Below are 20,571 nucleotides of genomic sequence, written 5' to 3'. Positions count from 1 at the left end.
CAGGGGAGGACGGACCGGATGGCGACTTGAATTATTAACGAAATGAGGGGTCCGGCGCCCCGGTTCAAGGGGGGCGCCGGTAAAGCCTTCGTATGCGCCGCCGTCAGGCACCGCTGGCCTTGTCTTCGCGCCGCTCGGCGTAGGAGTAGAGGGGACGAGCACGGCCTTCCACCACTTCGGCGTTGACCACCACTTCCTCGACCCCGTTCAGCGTGGGCAGTTCGAACATGGTTTCGAGCAGGATGCTCTCCATGATCGAACGAAGCCCGCGGGCGCCGGTCTTGCGGGCGATCGCCTTGCGGGCGACGGCCTTCAGCGCGTCCTCGGTGAAGGACAGTTTGGTGTCCTCCATCTCGAACAGGCGCTGATACTGCTTGAGCAGCGCGTTCTTCGGCACCGACAGGATCTCGACCAGCGCCTCTTCCGAGAGGTCGTTCAGCGTGGCGATCACCGGCAGACGGCCGACGAATTCGGGGATCAGGCCGAATTTCAGCAGATCCTCGGGTTCGACGTCCTTCAGGATCTCGCCCGTGCCACGATCGTCCGGCCCCTTCACCTCGGCGCCGAAGCCGATCGACTTGCCCTGCCGGCGGCCCGCGATGATCTTCTCGAGGCCGGCGAAGGCGCCGCCGCAGATGAACAGGATGTTGGTCGTGTCCACCTGCAGGAATTCCTGCTGGGGATGCTTGCGCCCGCCTTGCGGCGGCACGCTGGCGACCGTGCCTTCCATGATCTTCAGCAGGGCCTGCTGCACGCCTTCGCCCGAGACGTCCCGCGTGATCGACGGGTTGTCGGACTTGCGGCTGATCTTGTCGACCTCGTCGATGTAGACGATGCCGCGCTGCGCCCGCTCGACATTGTAGTCGGCCGCCTGGAGCAGCTTCAGGATGATGTTCTCGACGTCCTCGCCGACATAGCCGGCCTCGGTCAGCGTGGTCGCATCGGCCATGGTGAAGGGCACGTCCAGGATGCGGGCGAGAGTCTGCGCCAGCAGAGTCTTGCCGCAGCCGGTCGGCCCGACCAGGAGGATGTTCGACTTCGCGAGTTCGACGTCGTTGTTCTTGGTCGCGTGGCTGAGCCGCTTGTAGTGGTTATGCACCGCGACCGAGAGCACCCGCTTGGCATGGAACTGGCCGATCACGTAGTCGTCCAGCACCCGGCAGATGTCCTGCGGGGTGGGCACGCCTTCGCGTCCCTTCACCAGGGTCGACTTGTGTTCCTCGCGGATGATGTCCATGCACAGCTCGACGCATTCATCGCAGATGAAAACGGTCGGGCCGGCAATGAGCTTGCGCACCTCGTGCTGGCTCTTCCCGCAGAAGGAGCAGTACAGGGTGTTTTTGGAGTCGCTGCCGCTGAGCTTGGTCATCTTCACTCCATCCCATTCCCCGCCGCCCCGATCGTAAAAGCCTTTTTGTGCAGCGCACAAGAGCCTTTTGGTCCGAGGGACGGCGAGCGCCGAGAAGCGCATGAGGTTCTGCGCGGCGACGGCCCGGCCCGACGGGGCGCGAGTCAGGCACCGCTACGGTGCCCACCATGTCCCGATACGAGCACGGCGAAGCGCCGGCTATCAAGTGATGTTTATTCGCAAAGGGATTGCTTCAAGGCAAACATTTGGCCCGCTGCGGGGCGAAAGGTCATGGCCACCCCTCGCCCCGCGCATGGCGGTACCGCGGCGTCAGGCCGCAGCCTTGTCCGCCTCCGGGTCCGGGCGGGCGGTATAGACCTGATCGATCAGGCCGAAATCCTTGGCCTGGTCGGCGGTCATGAAGTTGTCGCGCTCCAGCGCCTGCTCGATCTTCTCGACCGGCTGGCCGGTGTGCTGGACGTAGATCTCATTGAGCCGCTTACGCAGCGCCAGGATTTCGCGCGCCTGGATCTCGATGTCGGTCGCCTGGCCCTGGGCGCCGCCGGAGGGCTGGTGCACCATGATGCGCGAATTGGGCAGCGCGATGCGCAGGCCCGGCGCGCCGGCGGCCAGCAGCAGCGAGCCCATCGAGCAGGCCTGGCCGAAGCACACGGTCGAGACTTTCGGCTTGATGTACTGCATCGTGTCGTAGATGCCGAGGCCCGAAGTGACGACGCCGCCCGGCGAATTGATATAGAGGGCGATGTCCTTCTTCGGATTTTCGGCTTCCAGGAACAGGAGCTGGGCGGTGATCAGCGACGACACCGCGTCGTTCACCGGGCCGACCAGGAAAATGATTCGCTCTTTCAGCAGCCGCGAGTAGATGTCGAAGGCCCGCTCGCCCCGCGCCGTCTGCTCGACCACCATGGGCACCAGCGTGTTCATGGTGAATTCGTAAGGGTCCCGCATCATCGCCTCGTCTTCTGCCCCCGCACCGCCCACCGGTCCGGGGCTGTCCTCACCGGCTTAGCATCTCGCGACGCGTCGTGGCAATTTCAAGAAGGTGCACGGCGATCCCGAAAGCACGATGGCCGGGCAGAAGCCCGGCCATCCGACAGTCGTATCCGTGGTCGCCGATCAGGCGGCGGCCGACTCGGCCGCTTCGTCCGGGTCCTTGCGCAGCTCGTCGAGGGAGACTTCCTTCTCGGTCGTCTGGGCCAGTTCGAGCATGAAGTCGACGACCTTGTCCTCGTAGATCGGCGCGCGGAGCTGGGCCTGGGCCTGCTCGTTCTTGCGGAAGAACTCGATCACCTCGCGTTCCTGACCGGGCCAGCGGCGGGCCTCGTCCATGATCGCGCGGTTCACTTCCTCGGCCTTGACCTGGATGTTGTTGCGGCGGCCGACCTCGGCCAGCAGCAGGCCGAGGCGCACGCGGCGCTCGGCGATCGGGCGGAATTCCGCGGCCAGCTCGGCCTTCTTGGCCTCGTCCGGGGTTTCCTCGGTCTCGCCGTCGCCCATCTGGCGGGTGATCTGCGCCACTTCGATCTCGACCAGGCCTTCCGGCACCGGGAAGTCGTGGCGGTCGGCCAGGGCGTCCAGCAGGTCGCGCTTCAGGCGCTGACGGGTCATCTGGGCGTGCTGGCGCTCGATCTGCTCGCGCATCGCCTTCTTCAGCGCTTCCAGGTCGTCGAGACCGAAGCCCTTGGCGAATTCGTCGTCGATCACCACTTCGGCGGCGATCTTCACTTCCTTCACCTCGACGTCGAAGACGGCGTCCTTGCCGGCCAGTTCCTTGGCGCCGTAGTCGGCCGGGAAGGTCACGTTCACCTTCACGATGTCGCCCGCCTTGGACCCCATGAGCTGCTCTTCGAAGCCCGGGATGAAGCGGCCGGAGCCGATCACCAGGTCGACGCCGTCGGCCGAGCCGCCCTCGAAGACTTCGCCGTCGACACGACCGACGAAGTCGATGGTCAGCGAGTCGCCTTCCTTGGCGGTGCGGCCTTCTTCGAGGACATAGTTCTTACGCTGGTCGGCGAAGCCCTTCAGCATGGTCTCGACCTCTTCGTCGGCCACGGGGGCGACCAGCTTCTCGAGACTGATTTCCTTGACGTCGGCCGGCTCGAAATCGGGCAGGACTTCGATCGCCAGCTTGAATTCCAGGTCTTCGCCCTTGCCGGCCTTGGTCACTTCGACCTTGGGCTCGGTCGCCGGGCGCAGGTTCTTCTCGGCGAGGGTCGACTGGATCGACTCGTTCACCTTCTGCTGCAGCACTTCGCCGAGCGCCGCCTCGCCGTGGGTCTTGGCGACCAGGCTCATCGGCACCTTGCCGGGCCGGAAGCCGGGCATACGGATCTTGGTCGCCAGATCCTGCAACTTGGCCTGCACTTCGGCGTCGATGGCGGCCGCCCCGATGCTGATCAGGAATTCGCGCTTCAGGCCGTCGGCGGCGGTCTCGGTTACGTTCATCGCTCTTTCTTCCGGGGTTCTCTGGCTTCCGGGATCACTCTGGTGCGGGCGGAGGGACTTGAACCCCCACGACTTACGCCACCAGAACCTAAATCTGGCGTGTCTACCAATTCCACCACGCCCGCTTGGATGTCCGCCGCGCCGGTCCTGCCGTCGCGGCCCATGGTGGATGCGGGATTTAGCTCGCCTGACCCATTGCCTGCAAGTGGTTTTCGGCATGTCCGAGGGCGATCGGCAGGCGTTCGACCAGATCCTCGGCGATCAACCCCCGCCCGAAGCCTTCTGCGGCGGCACCGTGCAGCCAGCAGGCGGCGGCGGCGGCCTCGAACGCCGGCACGCCCTGGGCCAGCAGGCCGGCGACAATCCCGGCCAGGACGTCGCCCGAACCGGCCGTGGCCAGGGTGGGCGGGGCATTGGCGTTGATCGCCACCCGTCCGTCGGGCGCGGCGACACAACTGTCGGCCCCCTTGAGCAAGACGACCGCGCCGCAAACCTGGGCCGCCGCCCGGGCGCGGGCGGCGCGCGACGGCAGGTCGGCCAGCTCCGGGAAGACGCGGGCGAATTCGCCGTCGTGCGGGGTCAGAACCAATTCGCCCTTGCGTGCCGCCCACAGCGCCCCGGCCCGGCCCTTGGCCGAGGTCAGGGCGTCGGCGTCCAGTACCACGGCGGCGCCGGATTTCAGCGCGGCCAGGCTGGCCTCGAAGGTCTCGTCGCCGACACCGGCGGCGGGACCGATCACCACGGCATTCTTGCGCCGATCTTCGAGCAGGCGGGCGAGGCCGGCCGGCCCGTCGATCGCGGCCACCATGACCGCGGTCAGATGGCCGGCCAGCACCGCCGCGGTGGCTGGATGGCCGACCGCGGTGACCAGGCCCGCGCCGGTGCGCAGCGCCGCCCGGGCGGCGAGCCGCGCCGCCCCGGTGTTGAGCGGCCCGCCCGCCAGCACCACGGCATGGCCGCGGTCGTATTTGTGGCCGTCCTGGCGCAACAGGGGGAAATGCGCCGCCCACAGGGCGGGCGTGTTCTCGGCGTGCAGCGGCCCGATCTCGGCCAGGCACTCCGGCGAGATGCCGATGTCGGCGACCACCAGTCGGCCCGCCTTGGCCCGGCCGGGAAAGAGGAAATGCCCTGGCTTGGCCCGGAAGAAGGTGACCGTCAGATCGGCCTCGAAGGCGGCACCCAGCACCGCCCCGGTATCGCCGTTGACGCCCGAGGGAAGATCGATCGCCACGACCGCCCGCCCAGGCTTGGCCGTCGCGATCACCGCCGCCACCCTATCGTCCACCGGCCGGGCCAGACCGGCGCCGAAAATGCCGTCGACCACCAGGCTCTTGCCCACCAGGGCCTCCGGGCCGAGCGGCACCACCGGCCCGGTCCATTTCGCCGCCATGGCCGCGGCATCGCCCTTCAGCGCCTCGCGCCCGACCATGCTGGCGACCGTCACCTGGAAGCCGTAGGCGGCGAGCAGACGGGCCACGACCCAGCCGTCGCCGCCGTTGTTGCCGGGTCCGCAGAGCACCACGGTCGGCTGCGCGTGCCAGCGCGCCACGATCGCCTGGGCGACGGCGCGGCCGGCGTTTTCCATCAGCTCCAGGCCGGGCGTGCCGCCCTCGATGGTGAGCCGGTCGGCCCGGCCCATTTCGGCGACGGTGAGCAGGCTGTGATCGCGCATTCCCGTCACCCCACCACCGTGCGCCGCTGGGCGCCCTTTTCGATCAGATGGAGGCGCCCGTCCTCGACCCGGAAACGGTTGATCGAGCAGTGGTCCGGCATCGAAGGTGTGACCCGGTGATCGCCGGTGGCGAGCCCGACCACGGCATTGACCACCACGAAATGGCTGACGATCACGGCAGGCCCCGGCAGGTTCAGCAGGAGATCAGCGATACTGTCGCGCCAAGTGCGCAGGGTGGGCGGCTGGGCCTCCCAGGTCTCCTGCAGGAAATGGTTCAGCCACTCGCCACGCGCTTCGAGGCTCATGCCTGTCGTGGGCACTTCGGCGACACGAGGCTCGATCACGGCGGCAACGCCCCAGCGCCGCTCGATCGCCGCCGCCGTCTGCCGCGCCCGGCGCAGCGGGCTCGCATAGAGCAGCCGGCCGCCGGCCTCTCCCAACGCTTCGGCCATGGCCTCGGCCTGGAGGTCGCCGACCGCATTCAGCCCGGGATCGGGATCGGCGTCGAAGCCGGCCGCCTGCTGGCCGTGGCGGATCAGGGCGAAGTCGAGGCTGCTCATCAAGGCTTTTCCTTGCTCGGCGCCTGGCCGTAGGCGAGGCAGAGATCTTCCCAGGAGGCGAGGTCGACGACCGCGACCAGGCCGACCGCCCCTGCCCCGCGCCGCCGCGCCGCCTCGCGGTCGACCCGCATCTGGGCGATGACATGGGCGGCGCAGGCCTTGCGTCCGCCCTCCGCCTCGGGGATGTGGACGAGGCCGGGCAGGCGCCTGGCCTTGCCGCCCCGCTCCACCACCAGCGTATCGAAGGTCCATTCCGCGCCTTCCGCGGCGACGACACGGAGCGGCGGCGAATAATAGACCAGGGGATGGATGGGCAGCGGTCCGGTCATCAGAAAAAGCGCATCCGCCTGAGCAGCACATAGGCCCCGAGGCCGACCCCGAACATCAGCACCATGGTCCAGGCGAAGCCACCGTGCTGGTCGAGCCAGGGCAGACCGCCCACATTCATACCGAAGATGCCGGTGATCAGCGTCATCGGCATGAAGACCGCGGTCAGCACCGAGAGGATCAGCAGGTTCTTGTTCGCCTCTTCCGCCTGTTGTGCCGCCATCTCTTCATAAAGGAGCTTGGCCCGTTCCTGGACAGAGAGGAGGTCGTCGACCACGATGCCGAGCTGTTCGATCGCATCGCGGAGATCGTGGGAATCCTCCTCGTCGAAGAAGGCGGGCGGGCGGGCGCAGACCTGGAACACGGCACGCCGCTTCAGCGCCAGATGGCGGTGCAGGCGGACGGCGAAGCGGCGGATGGCGCCCAGGTCTTCCCGCGCCTCGGCATTGCCGCCCTGAAGCAACTTGTCCTCGATCTCGTCGAGCGAGACGATCAGCTCGACCACCGCCATCTCGACCGTCTCGCCGAGCACGGTGATCATGGTGGCGACCAGGTCCGCCGTGCCGCGGAACGCCCTGCCGTCCATCACCTCACGGCGCAGCCGGTCCATCGAGCGCGAGGGATGCCGCCGGGCCGAGACCACGAGCCGGGCCGAGCCGAAGATGCGCACGCTCGAAATCTCGGTGAGGTCCGGGTCGATGTCGTATTGCATGTCGGTGAAGACACCGAACAGCGTGCCCTGGTGATGTTCGAGGCGGGTGCGCACGTCGCTCGCCCCCAGTTCCTCGCGCAGTTCGTCCGGCACCATGGGGGCCTGGGCAATCCAGTCGCGCGCCTGGCGGGCCGAGAGGTCGAGATGCAGCCAGACGAAGCCGCGATCCTCGGCCACGGCCGATTCGACCGCCTTCCAGCCGGTCAGCCGGCTCGGCTTGCCATCGGCGAAATGGAACGAGAAGACGATACCGTCCCGCCGCTCGGGCAGTTCGACGAAGGGGGTACGGGTCAGGTCTTCCATCGAGCATCACCTCGAAGTCCGGGCCGGCCGGGCCCGCTGCTTCACTACCACGAGCCCCGCGCGCCAGCGAGCACCCGCCGCATCGCAGCAGCGATTTTCCGTGCGGCGCCGATCCGCTGCTTCCGCAGTCAGGGCCAAGTCGCGCCTGCCGGGCGGATTGCGCGGCCCTCTCGCCCGGTCCGGTGCCGGCCCCGCCCGTCACTATCGGGATTGGCCTGGCTTCTTCTGGGCTGGCCGCACGGCGGCTGCCACGGCGGCCCGCACTACTGGCAGCGAGGCCAGGACCGCGGACGGCACGAAGAAACAGCAATTTCAGGAAAACTGGGGCGAGCGATGGGTCTCGAACCCACGACCTCCAGAGCCACAATCTGGCGCTCTAACCAACTGAGCTACGCCCGCCACAGAGGCCGTGCGTATACGCTGTGACGGCCTGCCCGTCAAGCGGCTGTCTGAAGCCCGCGACGCAAGCGTTCCACCGCGGCGTCCAGGACCTCGTCGCGCTTGCAGAAGCAGAAACGGATCAGGTGCCGCGGCGGGTCGTCCGCCATATAGAAAGCGCTGACCGGCACGGCGGCGACACCGATGGTCGCGGTGAGCCAGCGGCAATAATCGTCGTCGGGCAGGTCCGGGCCGACCCCCCGGACATCGGCGGTGACGAAATAGCTGCCGTCGACCGGCAGGGTTTGGAAGCCGACGGCGCGGAGCCCGGCCCGCAGCCGGTCGCGCTTCGCTTCGAGGCCGGCGGCCAGCCCGGTGAAATAGGAATCGTCCTTGGCCAGGCCGGCGGCGACGCCGATCTGAAGGCCCGGCGGCGTGGTGAAGGTCAGGAATTGATGGGCCTTGGCGACGGTGCCGATCAGCGCCGCCGGCCCGCTCAGATAGCCGACCTTCCAGCCGGTCAGGGAGAAGGTCTTGCCGGCCGAGCCGACCCGGATGCAGCGCTCCCGCATCCCGTCGAGGCCGGCGAGCGGCAGGTGCCCGGCGCCCGAAAAGACCAGATGCTCATAGACCTCGTCGCACAGGGCATAAGCGTCGCGGGCGCGCAGGAGATCGGCGATCAGGCCGAGTTCCGCCGCGGTGAAGACCTTGCCGGTCGGATTCATCGGCGTGTTCAGAACGAGGAGCTTGGTGCGCGGGCCGAAGGCCGCCGCCAGTTCGCCGGCCGGCAGGCGCCAGTCCGGCGGCTGCAGCCGGACCGGCACGGGCACCGCCCCGGCCGCCCGGATGATCGGCACATAGCAATCATAGAGGGGTTCGATCACCACCGCCTCGTCACCCGGCGAGAGCAACGCAAAGAGTGCCGCGGTCAGCGCCTCCGTGGCGCCGGAGGTCACCAGGGTCTCGCTGGCCCAATCATAGTCGAGGCCGTAGAAACGCCGGTCGTGGGCCGCCACCGCCTGACGCAGGGCCGGCACGCCGGCCATGGGCGGATATTGGTTGGGCCCGTCGATCAAGGCCCGCGCCGCCGCCTCGCGGATGTCGAGCGGGCCGTCCTCGTCCGGAAAACCCTGGCCCAGGTTGATCGCGCCATGCTCGACCGCCAGGGCAGACATTACGGTGAAGATGGTGGTGCCGAGACCGGCGAAGGCGGGATTGAGGCTCTTCATGGCGGCATCCTAATCGGGCTTCCGCCCCCGTGCCAGCGGCCGTGGGGCGCTCGCTCGCGGCCAATTGATCGAAAATTGTGCATATTGACTGTTTTTTGTGCGGTCCGGAGCCCCATACGTCGCAACGACGTCACGGCGCCCCGGATTTTCAACCGGGAATCCCTCAGCCACGACCATTGGCATGGGCCGTGCATATCTTGTGGGGCGGCCGTTCTGGTCGCACCAAACTTGCCAAAGCGACCTGGGTGCGATGAAGAAAATCGAGGCGATCATCAAGCCGTTCAAACTCGACGAAGTGAAAGAGGCTCTGAACGAGGTCGGGCTCAAGGGCATCACCGTGACCGAGGCCAAGGGCTTCGGCCGCCAGAAGGGCCATACCGAGCTTTACCGTGGCGCCGAATATGTCGTCGATTTCCTGCCCAAGGTGAAGCTGGAGATCGTGCTGGAAGACGATCTCGTCGACCGCGCGGTCGAAGCCATTCAGACTGCGGCGCGGACCGGTCGAATCGGCGACGGCAAGATCTTCGTGAGCCCTGTCGAGCAGGCCATCCGCATCCGTACCGGCGAGACCGGCACGGACGCCATCTGATCCGAACCACCAGCAGCATTCCTGTCCAACCTACAAACGGGACCTGAGACCATGTCAGACGCCAAGACCGTCCTTCAGATGATCAAGGACAAGGGGATCAAGTACGTCTCCCTGCGCTTTACCGACTTCAAGGGCAAGTGGCAGCATCTGTCGATCGACTCGAGCTGCGTGGACGAGGACATGTTCACCGACGGCACCATGTTCGACGGTTCGTCGATCGCCGGCTGGAAGGCGATCAACGAGTCCGACATGATCCTGATGCCGGATCCGGCCACCGCCGTCGTCGACCCCTTCGTGGCGCAGCCGACCCTGGTCGTGTTCTGCGACATTCTCGAGCCCGCCACCGGCGAAGGCTATTCGCGTGACCCGCGTTCGGTCGCCAAGCGCGCCGAAGCCTATGTCTCCTACACGGGTCTCGGCGACACCGTCTACATCGGTCCCGAAGCCGAATTCTTCGTCTTCGACGACGTCAAGTGGAAGGTCGCGATGAACAAGGTCTCGTATGAGATCGACGACATCGAAGGCCCCTACAACACCGACAAGTCCTACGAGAACGGCAACCTCGGCTATCGTCCGGCGGTCAAGGGCGGCTACTTCCCGGTGCAGCCGGTCGACACCCTGAACGACATGCGCGGCGAAATGCTCTCGATCATGGGCGACATGGGCCTGCCGATCGAGAAGCACCACCACGAAGTGGCGGCCTCGCAGCACGAACTGGGCATCAAGTTCGCGACGCTGGTGCGCGCCGCCGACTACATCCAGATCTACAAGTACGTCGTCCAGAACGTCGCCTATCAGTACGGCAAGTCGGCCACCTTCATGCCGAAGCCGGTGAAGGGCGACAACGGCTCGGGCATGCATGTGCACCAGTCGATCTGGAAGGATGGCAACACCACCTTCGCCGGTGACAAATATGCCGGCCTGTCGGACACCTGCCTCTACTACATCGGCGGCATCATCAAGCACGCGAAGGCGATCAACGCCTTCACGAACCCGACCACCAACAGCTACAAGCGCCTGATCCCGGGCTTCGAGGCCCCCGTGCTGCTGGCCTATTCGGCCCGCAACCGTTCGGCCTCCTGCCGTATCCCCTACGGCACCAGCCCGAAGGCGAAGCGCGTCGAAGTGCGCTTCCCGGATCCGCTGGCGAACCCCTATCTGGCGTTCTCGGCCATGCTGATGGCCGGCATCGACGGCATCCAGAACAAGATCCATCCGGGCGAAGCCATGGACAAGGATCTCTATCACCTGCCGCCGGAAGAGCTGGCCCAGGTCCCGACCGTCTGCGGCTCGCTGCGCGAAGCCCTGACCGAGCTCGACAAGAACCGCGCCTTCCTGACCAAGGGCGGCGTCTTCACCGACGACCTGATCGACGCCTACATCGAACTCAAGTGGCAGGAAGTGTATGCCTTCGAGCACACCCCGCACCCGATCGAGTTCGACATGTATTACACCGCCTGATCCTTCGGGATCGGACAGGAAAGGGCCGGCGAAAGCCGGCCCTTTTTGCTTTCTGGCGTGGGGCGAAGGCGGTGTCAGCCCGCCTTGCGCCAGGCTTCGAGGGCGGCGATTGCCTGTTCCGGGCGTTCGATCACGATCTCGCGCCGGCCGAGGCTCACCGTGCCGGCCTCGCCGTCGAGAGAGAGCCAGTCGCCTTCGGCGAGCTTGTGGCCGGCGATGCTGCCGCCCTGCCCCGCCTGGTCGATCACCAGTTCCTTGCAGCCGACCAGACAGACTTTGCCGAGCTGGCGCGCCACCACGGCGGCATGGGCTGTGCGGCCGCCGACCGCGGTCAGAATGCCGGCGGCGACGGCGAAGCCCGCGACATCCTCGGTCGAAGTGTCGTGGCGGACCAGGATCACCGGCTCGCCCTCGGCCGCCAGGGCCTTGGCGCGGGCGCTGTCGAAGGCGATCCGGCCGGAGGCGACGCCGGGCGAGGCGGCGACGGCATTGGCGACCGCCGGGGCCTCGTCGGCGAAGCGGATCGAGCCGGCACGGTCGAGATCGATCGACTCTGCCCGCTTCAAGGCGGTGACCGGATCGAGCAGGCCTTCCTCGACGAAATCGACCAGGACGCGCAGCGCCGCCCTCGGCGTCCGCTTGCCGGCCCGGGTCTGGAGGAAGAACAGGCGGCCGTCCTCGACCGTGAATTCGACGTCCTGGAGGTCGCGGTTCTCCTGTTCGAGGCGGGTGATGCCGGCCTTCAGCTCGGCCGCCACTTCGGGCAGACGGGCGGCCAGCAGGGTGGCGTTGGAGGGCATGCGGCGGCCCGCCACCACATCCTCGCCCTGGGCGTTGAACAGGAAGTCGACATAGAGTTCCTTGGCCCCGGTCGCCGGATTGCGCGAGAAGGCGACGCCGGAACCCGACTTGCCGCCGCCGTTGCCGAACACCATGGCCTGCACGGTGACCGCCGTGCCGGCCAGGTGCTCCAGCTTGTTCAGGCGCCTGTATTCCTTGGCCTTGTCGCCCTCCCAGGAGCGGAACACGGCGCGGGCCGCGGCGGCGAGCTGTTCCATGGGTTCTTCCGGCACCGGCCGGCCGCTCTCGCGCAGCACGATCGCCTGGAATTCATGGGTCAGACGTTCGAGGGCTTCGGAATCGAGCTCCGCCTCCCCCGCCACGGCTTCGGCCTGGATCATGGCCGTCGTGGCGGCTTCGAAGGGCGCCGCCGGCACGCCTTCCACCACTTCGGCGAACATTTGGATGAAGCGGCGGAAACTGTCGAAGGCGAGGCGCGGATTGCCGGTCAGGCGGATCAGCCCGTGCACCGTCTCGCTGTTCAGGCCGACGTCGAGAATGGTCTCCAACATGCCGGGCATCGACTGCGCGGCACCCGAGCGGACCGAGACCAGGAGCGGTGCCCGCGTGTCGCCGAAGCGGCGCCCGGTCGCCTCTTCCAGGCGGCCGATGCCGTCGCGCAATCCCTTGTCGACGCGGGACAGGGCATCGCCCTCGCCCCGGTTCACGGCGGCGCAAAGCCCGGTCGGCAACACGAAGGCGGGCGGCACGTTGAGCCCGAGCCGGCTCATCCGCCACAGCAGCGAAGCCTTGCCGCCAGCCACTTCCGCGGTCAGCTCGGTGCGCGCCTCGTCGGTCCCGATATAAAGGGGGGCCAGCCTGGTCATGCCGAAAGCTCCTCGAGAACACGCTCACGCAGCGCGAGCGCCGCATGGTTCAGATGGTCGGTGGCGGTCTCCAGCGCACGGGCGATTTCAAGGCCCAGCACCAGCAGCCGGGCATCCGCCCCGGGGGCTGCCATGATCGCAGCGAAAGTCTCGCGCTCGGCCGCGTCGGCGCTGCGCTCCAGATTGGCCACGGCGTCGATCGATTGCAGCGAGGCGAGCGCGTCGGAACGCTGGCCCTCCGGCAGGCGGGAAGCGGCTTCGACGGCGCGCACCAGGTGGCCGGTCGAATCGGTCGCCATTTCGGCGAGCCGGGCGAGCGGCGCCATCTCGATCATGGCCGCCTCGGCGTCCGGCAGCAGGCTCAGGAGATAGGCGCAGTCTTCGAGACTGTCGGTAGTGTTCTCGATCTCGTCGATCACCGGGCGGAGCTGGCCCGCCTCGCGGATGCGGGCAGAGATTTCGCGCGCCGTCACGGTCAGGCGATCGCCCTTCTCCTCGAGCTGTTTGGCCCGTGTCGCCAGGGCCGCCCGCTCGGCCGCGCTGGCGGCGCCGGGGGCAGAGACGATGTCGCCGATCGCGGACGCCAGCATCCGCGTCAGGCCCAGATGGCGCACCAGCACGGTCAGCACCGAAGACTCCGCCGTCTCGAAGCGGCGCGACAGTTCGGCCTGGATCTCGTCGCGGATCAGCCGCGCGGTGCGCCCGGCGGCCAGGCCCTGGGCGGTGTCGCGCAGCATGTGCTGGAGGAATTCGAGGCATTCGCCGGCGCCCAGCGCCTCGTCGAGGCGCACACCATAGGGGATGCGCCCGGCCGCCGTGCGATGCACCGCCTCGAGGATCAGTTCGCTGCCGCCCAGCACCAGGAAGGCCCGGTGGCCATAGTCCTGGCGGGCGGCGAAGGTCAGCAGGTCGATCGCCGCATTCTTGCCGACGAAGCTCTGCAACGCCTTACGCGCCTTGTTCCAGTCGATCAGGAAGACCAGGCGCGAGGCCAGGAATTCCAGCATCCCGTCCTGCGCCTTCGGATCCTTCGAGGAGAGCCGGCCGGTGATCAGGTAGAAAATGTCCTCGCTCAGGCCCTCGGCGTGGCGTTCGGCCAGTGGGCTCCACTCGACGCCCTGGCCATCGAACAGGGAGATGAAGAATTTGGCGCGTGGGCGGTGGATATCGGTATAGGTGACCGTCACCGCCTCGTCGTCGACATGAACGACCAGGACATGGGCATCGGTCGTTCCGATGTCGTTCTGGATGGTCAGCCGGCCCCCGGCATGCACCGCCGTGGTGCCGAGGCCGGGGTGCCCGAAGGCGAGCGGTGCCGTCCGGTTGAGACCGCGCATGAAGGCGCGCACCGCCGCCCGGTCACGCTCGCCCAGGGCATGGACGCGGGCACCGTCCAGCGTCTCGACCGCGGTCGCGGCGGAGAGCGCGTTCAGCGCCTTGTGCAGGTCCATGACCAGGAGGTGCAGGCTGTCCTCGCCGTCCCGGCTGGCGGCGGCCAGATGGTCGACCGCAGCGAGGTCGATCTGGTCGTCCGGCGCGGCCGGGATCGCCGCCTTGATCGCCGTGGCACGGCTCGCCAGCGCCGCATTGGCCGCGGCATCGGATGCCACCAGGGGCGCCACCATGGCGTCGAGCTCGCCGCCGATGCCGGTCAGGAGCCCGTTCACGCCGGGAGCGAACAACTTGCCCTCGCCGAGTGACCGCGCATTGGCCGGCAGGCCGGCCAGGGCCGGATCGTCCAGGCCGGCGGCCCGCAGTTCGACGCCGAAGTGGCGCGCCGTGCGGCCGGGGCTCGCGGCCTGCTGGGCCGCTTCCTGAAGCAGGCTCAGGCGCAGCTTGATGCGGTCGTTGGCCGCCAGGGCTTCCCCGATCAGGGCCGGCAGCAGGACGGCCTGCTCGCCCAGCCTTTCGACGATTTCGGTCTTGACGGTCACACGCTGCTCCTCTCGTCGACGCCACGCTGTGGAGACCGCGCCACCATAGCCTGCGAAAGCCCCGCCGCCTTGCGCTAAGTCATTCATTCCATTGTCATATTTATTTCACGAAAGGCGCGCAGGAAATGCCTGCGCGGGCCGTTTGACTGATCGAGGGCAAGCCCTTGATCGCGCCGTCATCCCCCCCATGCGGCGGCGCGCTCGCCCGCCGGCACTCCCCCCCGCCGGCGGGCCCCCCTCATTCCTCGGGGACCGGGCGGGGCCGGCCGGCATCGTCGATCGCCACCATGATGAAGGTGCCTTCGGTCACCCGCACGGTTTCGGGCGGTGCGATCGAGCCGTCGCGCCGGCGCTGGCGCTCGACCCAGGTTTCCAGCCTGACCTTGATCGACGTCCGCCCGACCGCGATGACATCGCCGTAGATCGAGACGAGATCGCCGACATAGACCGGCTTGTGGAAGGTCATGGCGTCGATCGCCACCGTGGCGATGCGCCCCTTGGCCCGCTTGGAGGCCAGCACGCCGGCGGCGATATCCATGTGGCTGAGGATCCAGCCGCCGAAGATGTCGCCATTGGCATTGGAATCGCGCGGCATCGGTGCCGTGCGGATAATGGCTTCGAGTCCCCGCTCGGCGGGGGACTTCGGTGCTGCTGCTTCTTGCTCGCTCATGGGCACTCCACAGATGTGGGCTAGCGGATCGGGGTCGGGGTGGGCCAGACTGGCCCGACACATTACAGACTGACCCGAATCGCGACGATGAGTAAGCCCGCCGACCTGTTCGACCGAAATGCCGCTTCAACCGACTATTCCGCCAAGGACATCGAAGTCCTCGAAGGGCTGGAACCGGTCCGCCTCAGGCCGGGCATGTATGTCGGCGGCACCGACGAACGCGCCTATCACCACCTGGCGGCCGAGATCATCGACAACGCCATGGACGAGGCCGTGGCCGGCCACGCCAGCCGGATCGAGGTCGAACTCTCGGCCGACGGCCGCCTCACGGTACGGGACAACGGCCGCGGCATCCCGGTCGACCCGCACCCCAAGTTCAAGGACAAATCCGCCCTCGAAGTGATTCTGACCACGCTGCATTCCGGCGGCAAGTTCAGCGGCAAGGCCTATAAGACCTCCGGCGGGCTGCACGGCGTCGGCTCCTCGGTGGTCAACGCGCTCTCCGAAGAAATGGTGGTCGAGGTCGCGCGCGACCGCCAGCTCTGGCGCCAGAGCTTTGCCCGCGGCAAGCCGACCACCAAGCTGATCGCCGCCGGCCCTGTGCAGAACCGGCGCGGCACCACGGTGACCTTCAAGCCGGACCACGAGATTTTCGGCACCAGCCTGCATTTCCGCCCGGCCCGCCTCTACCGCATGGCGCGCTCCAAGGCCTATCTGTTCCGCGGCGTCGAAATCCGCTGGTCCTGCGCGCCCGAGCTGATCCCGGCCGGCGATCCGACACCGGCCACCGATACGCTGCATTTCCCGGGCGGCCTGGCCGATTTCATGGCGGCGACCCTGGAAAACACGCCGACCGTCACGCCGACCCCCTTCACCGGCCAGGCACGCCTGCCCGGCGTCGAAGTGGGCGAGGTCGAATGGGCGATCGCCTGGCCGGTCGACGCCGATCCCTTCATCCATTCCTATTGCAACACGGTGCCGACGCCGGAAGGCGGCACCCACGAGGCCGGGCTCCGCTCTGCGCTCGCCCGTGCCCTCAAGAGTTTCGGCGAACTGACCAACAACAAGAAGGCCGGCCAGCTCACCGCGGAAGACGTCATCGGCGGCGCCGCCATCCTGCTCTCGCTGTTCATCCCGGACCCGCAGTTCCAGGGCCAGACCAAGGAGAGACTGGCCACGGCCGAGGCCGCCCGTCTGGTCGAGGCGGCGATCAAGGACCGTTTCGAGCATTGGCTGACCTCCGACCCCTCGGCCGCCAACGCCCTGCTCGACCACGCCATTTCGCGCGCCGAAGAGCGCCTGAAGCGGCGCGCCGACAAGGAGACCAGCCGCAAGACCGCGACCCGCAAGCTGCGCCTGCCCGGCAAGCTGGCCGACTGCTCCAAGGACCAGGCGACGGGCACCGAGATCTTCCTGGTCGAAGGCGATTCGGCCGGCGGCTCGGCCAAGCAGGCGCGCGACCGGGCGAGCCAGGCGGTGCTGCCGCTGCGCGGCAAGATCCTCAACGTCGCCTCGGCCGCTGCGGGCAAGCTCGAGGCGAACCAGGAACTCTCCGACCTCGTGCTGGCACTCGGCTGCGGCATCGGGCACCGCTTCCGCGAAGAAGACCTCCGCTACGAGCGCGTCATCATCATGACCGACGCGGATGTCGACGGCGCCCATATCGCCTCGCTCTTGATGACCTTCTTCTGGCGCGAGATGCCGGGCCTCATTCAGAGCGGGCACCTCTATCTTGCCATGCCGCCGCTCTACCGGATCGCCCAGGGCTCCAAGACCGTCTACGCCATGGACGACGACGACAAGGACCGCCGCATCAAGCGCGACTTCAAGCAGAACGTGAAGATCGAAATCAGTCGTTTCAAGGGCTTGGGCGAGATGCCTCCTGCGCAATTGCGGGAGACCACGATGGATCGCAACAAGCGTATCCTGCTCCGCGTCGTCGTCATGGACGACGAGAAGGCCGAGACGACGGGCATGGTCGACCGCCTGATGGGCAAGCGCGCCGAGACGCGTTTCGCCTTCATCCAGGAGAACGCCGCCCGGGCGACCGACCTCGACATCTGAGACGGAGATTGGCCATGAGAGGGATCGAAGCGGCAGCCCTGGGCGCCGCCCTGGCGCTTGGGGCTTGCGCGGGAGTGCCGGTGGTGGTGACCCACGACATGGTCGACCGCGACTATTACCGCCCGGCCATCGTCAATGCCGGAGCAAGGGGCGCCGCCCTGCCCGCCGCCGTGGCGGGAGCGCCCCTGCCCGGCGTCGATCCCGCCGCGGCGCTCGCCCCGATCCATCTGCCCTCGCGCGTCAATCCGCGCGGTCTTGTGCTGGCGCCCGATGCCGAGCTTCGCGTCGTCCTGGTGTTCAATCCGATCGACGAAGTCGGCGCCGACACGGCCTGCGGCCCCCTGCCTGCGCTCCAGGCTGCGGCCGGGGCTCCCGGGGCGGACGAATTCTCGGTCCAGGCGGTACTCTGTGCCGGCACGCGCCGGGTCTCGACAGCGATCGCCCACGGTCCGAAGCCGAAGAACCTGAACGATCCCGCCTATGCCGCGGTGGTCGAAGGTGCCCTCGACAAGGTGATGCCTTTCGACAATTTCTACGAGCCGGTCGTCCCCTGATCAGTGGCCCAATTGTCACTGGGCCGGTTGCGGATGGCAGCCCTGCGGCTGGGAACGGTTGACTGGAACGTGCATTTGTTTATCGTCTCGCCTGCGCAGTCATTGTGCGTTGCAGCGAAACGCCCGATGGTCGGGTCCCCGATGGTGGGGACGCTGCGGCTGCAAGGAAAGCGGAACCAGGGTCAATGAGTTTTGAAGAACTGGGCCTCAGCGCCGAGGTGCTGAAGGCGGTGGCAGAGGCCGGCTATACCGAGCCCACGCCGATTCAAGCCCAGGCCATCCCCCAGGTGTTGCGCGGCCGGGACGTCATGGGCATCGCCCAGACGGGCACGGGCAAGACCGCCTCCTTCACCCTTCCCATGATCGACATTCTAGCGGCGGGCCGGGCCAAGGCACGTATGCCGCGTTCCCTGATCCTGGAGCCGACGCGCGAACTCGCCACCCAGGTGGCCGAGAATTTCGAGAAATACGGCAAGTATCACAAGCTCTCCATGGCGCTGCTGATCGGCGGCGTTTCCATGGACGACCAGGTGAAGAAGCTCGACCGCGGCGTCGATGTGCTGATCGCCACCCCGGGCCGCCTGCTCGACCATTTCGAGCGCGGCCGGATCATGATGAGCGGCATCAAGGTCCTGGTGGTCGACGAGGCCGACCGGATGCTCGACATGGGGTTCATTCCCGATCTCGAGAAGATCTGCAGCCTGCTGCCCGCCAGCCGCCAGACCCTGTTCTTCTCGGCCACCATGGTGCCCGAGGTGAAGCGTCTGGCCGACAAATTCCTGACCATGCCGGTGGAAATCTCGGTCGCCCGCGCGTCCTCGACCGCCACCACCATCGTCCAGGCCCTGGCGGTGATGGATGAGGCGGACAAGCGCGAAGCGCTCCGCCATCTGCTCCGTTCCGAGAACGTGCAGAACGCCCTGATCTTCTGCAACCGCAAGCGCGACGTCGATATCGTCGGCAAGTCGCTGGTGCGCCACGGCTTCAATGCAGCGGCCCTGCATGGTGACATGGTGCAGTCGGAGCGGACCGCCACGCTCGACCGCTTCCGTTCCGGCGAAGTGCCGATCCTGGTCGCCTCCGACGTCGCCGCCCGCGGACTCGACGTCGCCGAGATCAGCCATGTGGTGAATTTCGACGTGCCGATCCATGCCGAGGACTATGTCCACCGCATCGGCCGTACCGGGCGCGCCGGCCGCGAAGGCAAGTCCTTCACCCTGGCCACCCCCTATGACACCAAATTCGTGCGCGCGATCGAAGAACTGACCAAGCAGACGATCAACCGCATCACGATCGAGGGCATCGAGCCCTGCGAGCTTCTGTCGGATGCCGAGGCGAAGACCCACAAACGTGGCCGCGGCAAGCCGATAGCCACGTTGAAGGGTGTCAAGGTGCCGCGCCACAAGGCCGAAGCCGAAGAGACGCCGGAAGTCGAAGCCCCTGCCCCACGCGCAACTCGCCGCCAAGGCGATGACCGCCGCCCGACCGAGGGACGCCGAGCCGCCGAAGACCGGCGCCCGAGTGAAGACCGACGCCCGAGTGAAGACCGACGCCAGACCGACGAGCGCCGCGTCGCCGACGAGCGCCGCATCGCCGACGACCGCCGCCGGGAACGCCCCGAGGGCGGCCGCAGCTTCGCCGACCGGCCCGAGCGCGACCGCCGCGGCCGCCGCGACGACGACATGGGCCCCAGTGTCATCGGTTTCGGCGACCATGTGCCGGCCTTCATCCTGCGCCCGGTCTATCCCGAAAAGGTGACGGCTGAAGCGGCCGAGGTCTGACGCGGAAGCTTCCTGACAGTTCGTCATTTTGGAATGCGAGCCTTGCTCATATTGCAATGCAATATGGGCAAGGTGGTCGGCACACTGTCCCCGTACAGTTGCTGACGAGGGTTTCATGTCGCGTTGCAGCCTTTCGGCCATCATGGCCGCCGCCGTCCTGCTCGTCGCGGGTTCCGCCATGGCTGGCGAAGCCCCCGCCGGCATCACGGCTCGGGATTTCTTCAAGGCGCATGGCTCGCTGCTCGGCGCCGGTGCGGTCAACGACAAGATCGCGCTGGGCGGCGCCCACCTGCTGTGCCGCGAAGCCGCGGCGGCCGCGGCAAGTCCGGTGACCCCCGGCAGCGTCAGCCGCACCACCGCCCGGATCGCCTTCAAGGATGTCACCCCCGCGCTGGATGCCACCAAGGCCCAGGCCGATACCCTGCTGATCCAGGGCCTGAAAGAAGCAGGCATCGCCGACGCTTCGGCCGAAACCGTAGCCCTTCTCGCGGCCCAGGCCCGTGTGCGCCTGGCGAGCGAGCGGCTGCAGGTCAATCCGGCTGCCGCCAAGGAACTGGCCGTGACCTGCCGGGCGCTCGCCGCGGGCGATTTCAACGATCTTTCGACCGCCGTCGCGTCGCGCTGACCCCCTTCCCCGCCGGCGGCCCCGGCCGCCCGGCGGCAAGGGCTTGGCCTAGTCCAGGGCCTTCTCGATCGTCTCGACCAGGGTCCGCAACACCTTGATGCGGGCGTAGTTCTTGTCTTCGCCTTCGACCAGGGTCCAAGGCGCAAGTTCGGTCGAGGTCCGCTGCACCATTTCGATCACCGCTTCGTCGTAATCCGAGCGTTTGGCCCGGTTGTGCCAATCCGACGGGGT

The 20,571-nt window shown here is 67.5% G+C and carries 17 protein-coding genes, 2 tRNA genes and 1 pseudogene; 6 read left to right on the top strand and 14 right to left on the bottom strand.

What is annotated here, in order from left to right; translation table 11 throughout:
- Positions 1 to 103: 103 nt before the first annotated feature.
- The 10 genes from clpX to WC493_RS15020 form a co-directional block, all read right to left on the bottom strand.
- On the bottom strand, positions 104 to 1,369 hold the full coding sequence (clpX, locus tag WC493_RS15065) for an ATP-dependent Clp protease ATP-binding subunit ClpX (RefSeq protein WP_373066354.1): 1,266 nt from the start codon (positions 1,367 to 1,369) through the stop codon (positions 104 to 106).
- Between the two features lie 309 nt (positions 1,370 to 1,678).
- On the bottom strand, positions 1,679 to 2,320 hold the full coding sequence (gene clpP / locus WC493_RS15060; RefSeq protein ID WP_373066353.1) for an ATP-dependent Clp endopeptidase proteolytic subunit ClpP: 642 nt from the start codon (positions 2,318 to 2,320) through the stop codon (positions 1,679 to 1,681).
- Positions 2,321 to 2,485: 165 nt separating this feature from the next.
- Positions 2,486 to 3,814: a trigger factor gene (gene tig, locus WC493_RS15055; protein ID WP_373066352.1), complete on the bottom strand. Its 1,329-nt coding sequence runs from the start codon at positions 3,812 to 3,814 to the stop codon at positions 2,486 to 2,488.
- A gap of 40 nt (positions 3,815 to 3,854) precedes the next feature.
- Positions 3,855 to 3,939: transfer RNA gene (locus WC493_RS15050), tRNA-Leu, on the bottom strand.
- A gap of 53 nt (positions 3,940 to 3,992) precedes the next feature.
- The gene (locus WC493_RS15045) at positions 3,993 to 5,486 is read right to left on the bottom strand and encodes an NAD(P)H-hydrate dehydratase (RefSeq protein ID WP_373066351.1); all 1,494 of its coding nucleotides are present in this window, start codon (positions 5,484 to 5,486) and stop codon (positions 3,993 to 3,995) included.
- A gap of 5 nt (positions 5,487 to 5,491) precedes the next feature.
- On the bottom strand, positions 5,492 to 6,046 hold the full coding sequence (locus tag WC493_RS15040) for a histidine phosphatase family protein (RefSeq protein ID WP_373066350.1): 555 nt from the start codon (positions 6,044 to 6,046) through the stop codon (positions 5,492 to 5,494).
- Positions 6,046 to 6,375, bottom strand: coding sequence for a hypothetical protein (locus WC493_RS15035; protein ID WP_373066349.1), 330 nt, complete (start codon positions 6,373 to 6,375; stop codon positions 6,046 to 6,048). The genes WC493_RS15040 and WC493_RS15035 overlap by 1 nt, the downstream gene beginning before the upstream one ends.
- Positions 6,375 to 7,388, bottom strand: coding sequence for a CorA family divalent cation transporter (locus WC493_RS15030; protein ID WP_373066348.1), 1,014 nt, complete (start codon positions 7,386 to 7,388; stop codon positions 6,375 to 6,377). The genes WC493_RS15035 and WC493_RS15030 overlap by 1 nt, the downstream gene beginning before the upstream one ends.
- A 322-nt stretch (positions 7,389 to 7,710) precedes the next feature.
- A tRNA-His gene (locus WC493_RS15025) sits at positions 7,711 to 7,787 on the bottom strand.
- Between the two features lie 38 nt (positions 7,788 to 7,825).
- Entirely contained in the window at positions 7,826 to 8,995 is a 1,170-nt protein-coding gene (locus WC493_RS15020; RefSeq protein ID WP_373066347.1) for an aminotransferase, read from the bottom strand.
- 250 nt (positions 8,996 to 9,245) lie between these two features.
- Here WC493_RS15020 and WC493_RS15015 point away from each other — a divergent pair, with 250 nt between their 5' ends.
- Together WC493_RS15015 and glnA are read left to right on the top strand one after the other, a co-directional pair.
- On the top strand, positions 9,246 to 9,584 hold the full coding sequence (locus WC493_RS15015; RefSeq protein WP_373066346.1) for a P-II family nitrogen regulator: 339 nt from the start codon (positions 9,246 to 9,248) through the stop codon (positions 9,582 to 9,584).
- 51 nt (positions 9,585 to 9,635) lie between these two features.
- Positions 9,636 to 11,045: a type I glutamate--ammonia ligase gene (gene glnA, locus WC493_RS15010; protein WP_373066345.1), complete on the top strand. Its 1,410-nt coding sequence runs from the start codon at positions 9,636 to 9,638 to the stop codon at positions 11,043 to 11,045.
- A 74-nt stretch (positions 11,046 to 11,119) separates the two neighbouring features.
- On the opposite strand, the gene WC493_RS15005 is transcribed toward glnA, so the two are convergent.
- The 3 genes from WC493_RS15005 to WC493_RS14995 form a co-directional block, all read right to left on the bottom strand.
- Positions 11,120 to 12,712, bottom strand: a complete 1,593-nt coding sequence (locus WC493_RS15005) for a PEP/pyruvate-binding domain-containing protein (protein WP_373066344.1) — start codon at positions 12,710 to 12,712, stop codon at positions 11,120 to 11,122.
- On the bottom strand, positions 12,709 to 14,646 hold the full coding sequence (locus WC493_RS15000; RefSeq protein ID WP_373066343.1) for a hypothetical protein: 1,938 nt from the start codon (positions 14,644 to 14,646) through the stop codon (positions 12,709 to 12,711). The genes WC493_RS15005 and WC493_RS15000 overlap by 4 nt, the downstream gene beginning before the upstream one ends.
- 238 nt (positions 14,647 to 14,884) lie before the next feature.
- The gene (locus WC493_RS14995) at positions 14,885 to 15,316 is read right to left on the bottom strand and encodes an acyl-CoA thioesterase (protein ID WP_373066342.1); all 432 of its coding nucleotides are present in this window, start codon (positions 15,314 to 15,316) and stop codon (positions 14,885 to 14,887) included.
- An 87-nt stretch (positions 15,317 to 15,403) separates the two neighbouring features.
- On the opposite strand from WC493_RS14995, the gene parE reads away from it, so the two are divergent.
- From parE to WC493_RS14975, 4 genes are all read left to right on the top strand, one after another.
- Positions 15,404 to 17,380, top strand: a complete 1,977-nt coding sequence (gene parE / locus WC493_RS14990) for a DNA topoisomerase IV subunit B (protein ID WP_373066341.1) — start codon at positions 15,404 to 15,406, stop codon at positions 17,378 to 17,380.
- Positions 17,381 to 17,394: 14 nt separating this feature from the next.
- Positions 17,395 to 17,934, top strand: coding sequence for a hypothetical protein (locus WC493_RS14985; RefSeq protein WP_373066340.1), 540 nt, complete (start codon positions 17,395 to 17,397; stop codon positions 17,932 to 17,934).
- 185 nt (positions 17,935 to 18,119) lie between these two features.
- On the top strand, positions 18,120 to 19,715 hold the full coding sequence (locus WC493_RS14980; RefSeq protein WP_373066339.1) for a DEAD/DEAH box helicase: 1,596 nt from the start codon (positions 18,120 to 18,122) through the stop codon (positions 19,713 to 19,715).
- A gap of 115 nt (positions 19,716 to 19,830) precedes the next feature.
- Positions 19,831 to 20,340 carry a hypothetical protein gene (locus WC493_RS14975; RefSeq protein WP_373066338.1) on the top strand — a complete coding sequence of 170 codons (510 nt, stop codon included), beginning with the start codon at positions 19,831 to 19,833 and terminating at the stop codon, positions 20,338 to 20,340.
- A 48-nt stretch (positions 20,341 to 20,388) separates the two neighbouring features.
- Here the strand turns inward: WC493_RS14975 and WC493_RS14970 are convergent.
- Positions 20,389 to 20,571 (bottom strand): annotated as a pseudogene (locus tag WC493_RS14970) (polyphosphate kinase); the annotation flags it as partial.

It is taken from the genome of Zavarzinia sp. (genome assembly GCF_041650655.1).
Classification (GTDB): Bacteria; Pseudomonadota; Alphaproteobacteria; order Zavarziniales; family Zavarziniaceae; genus Zavarzinia.
Note: the sequence above shows the minus strand (reverse complement) of the source record. Positions and strands in the feature narration are given on the sequence as shown.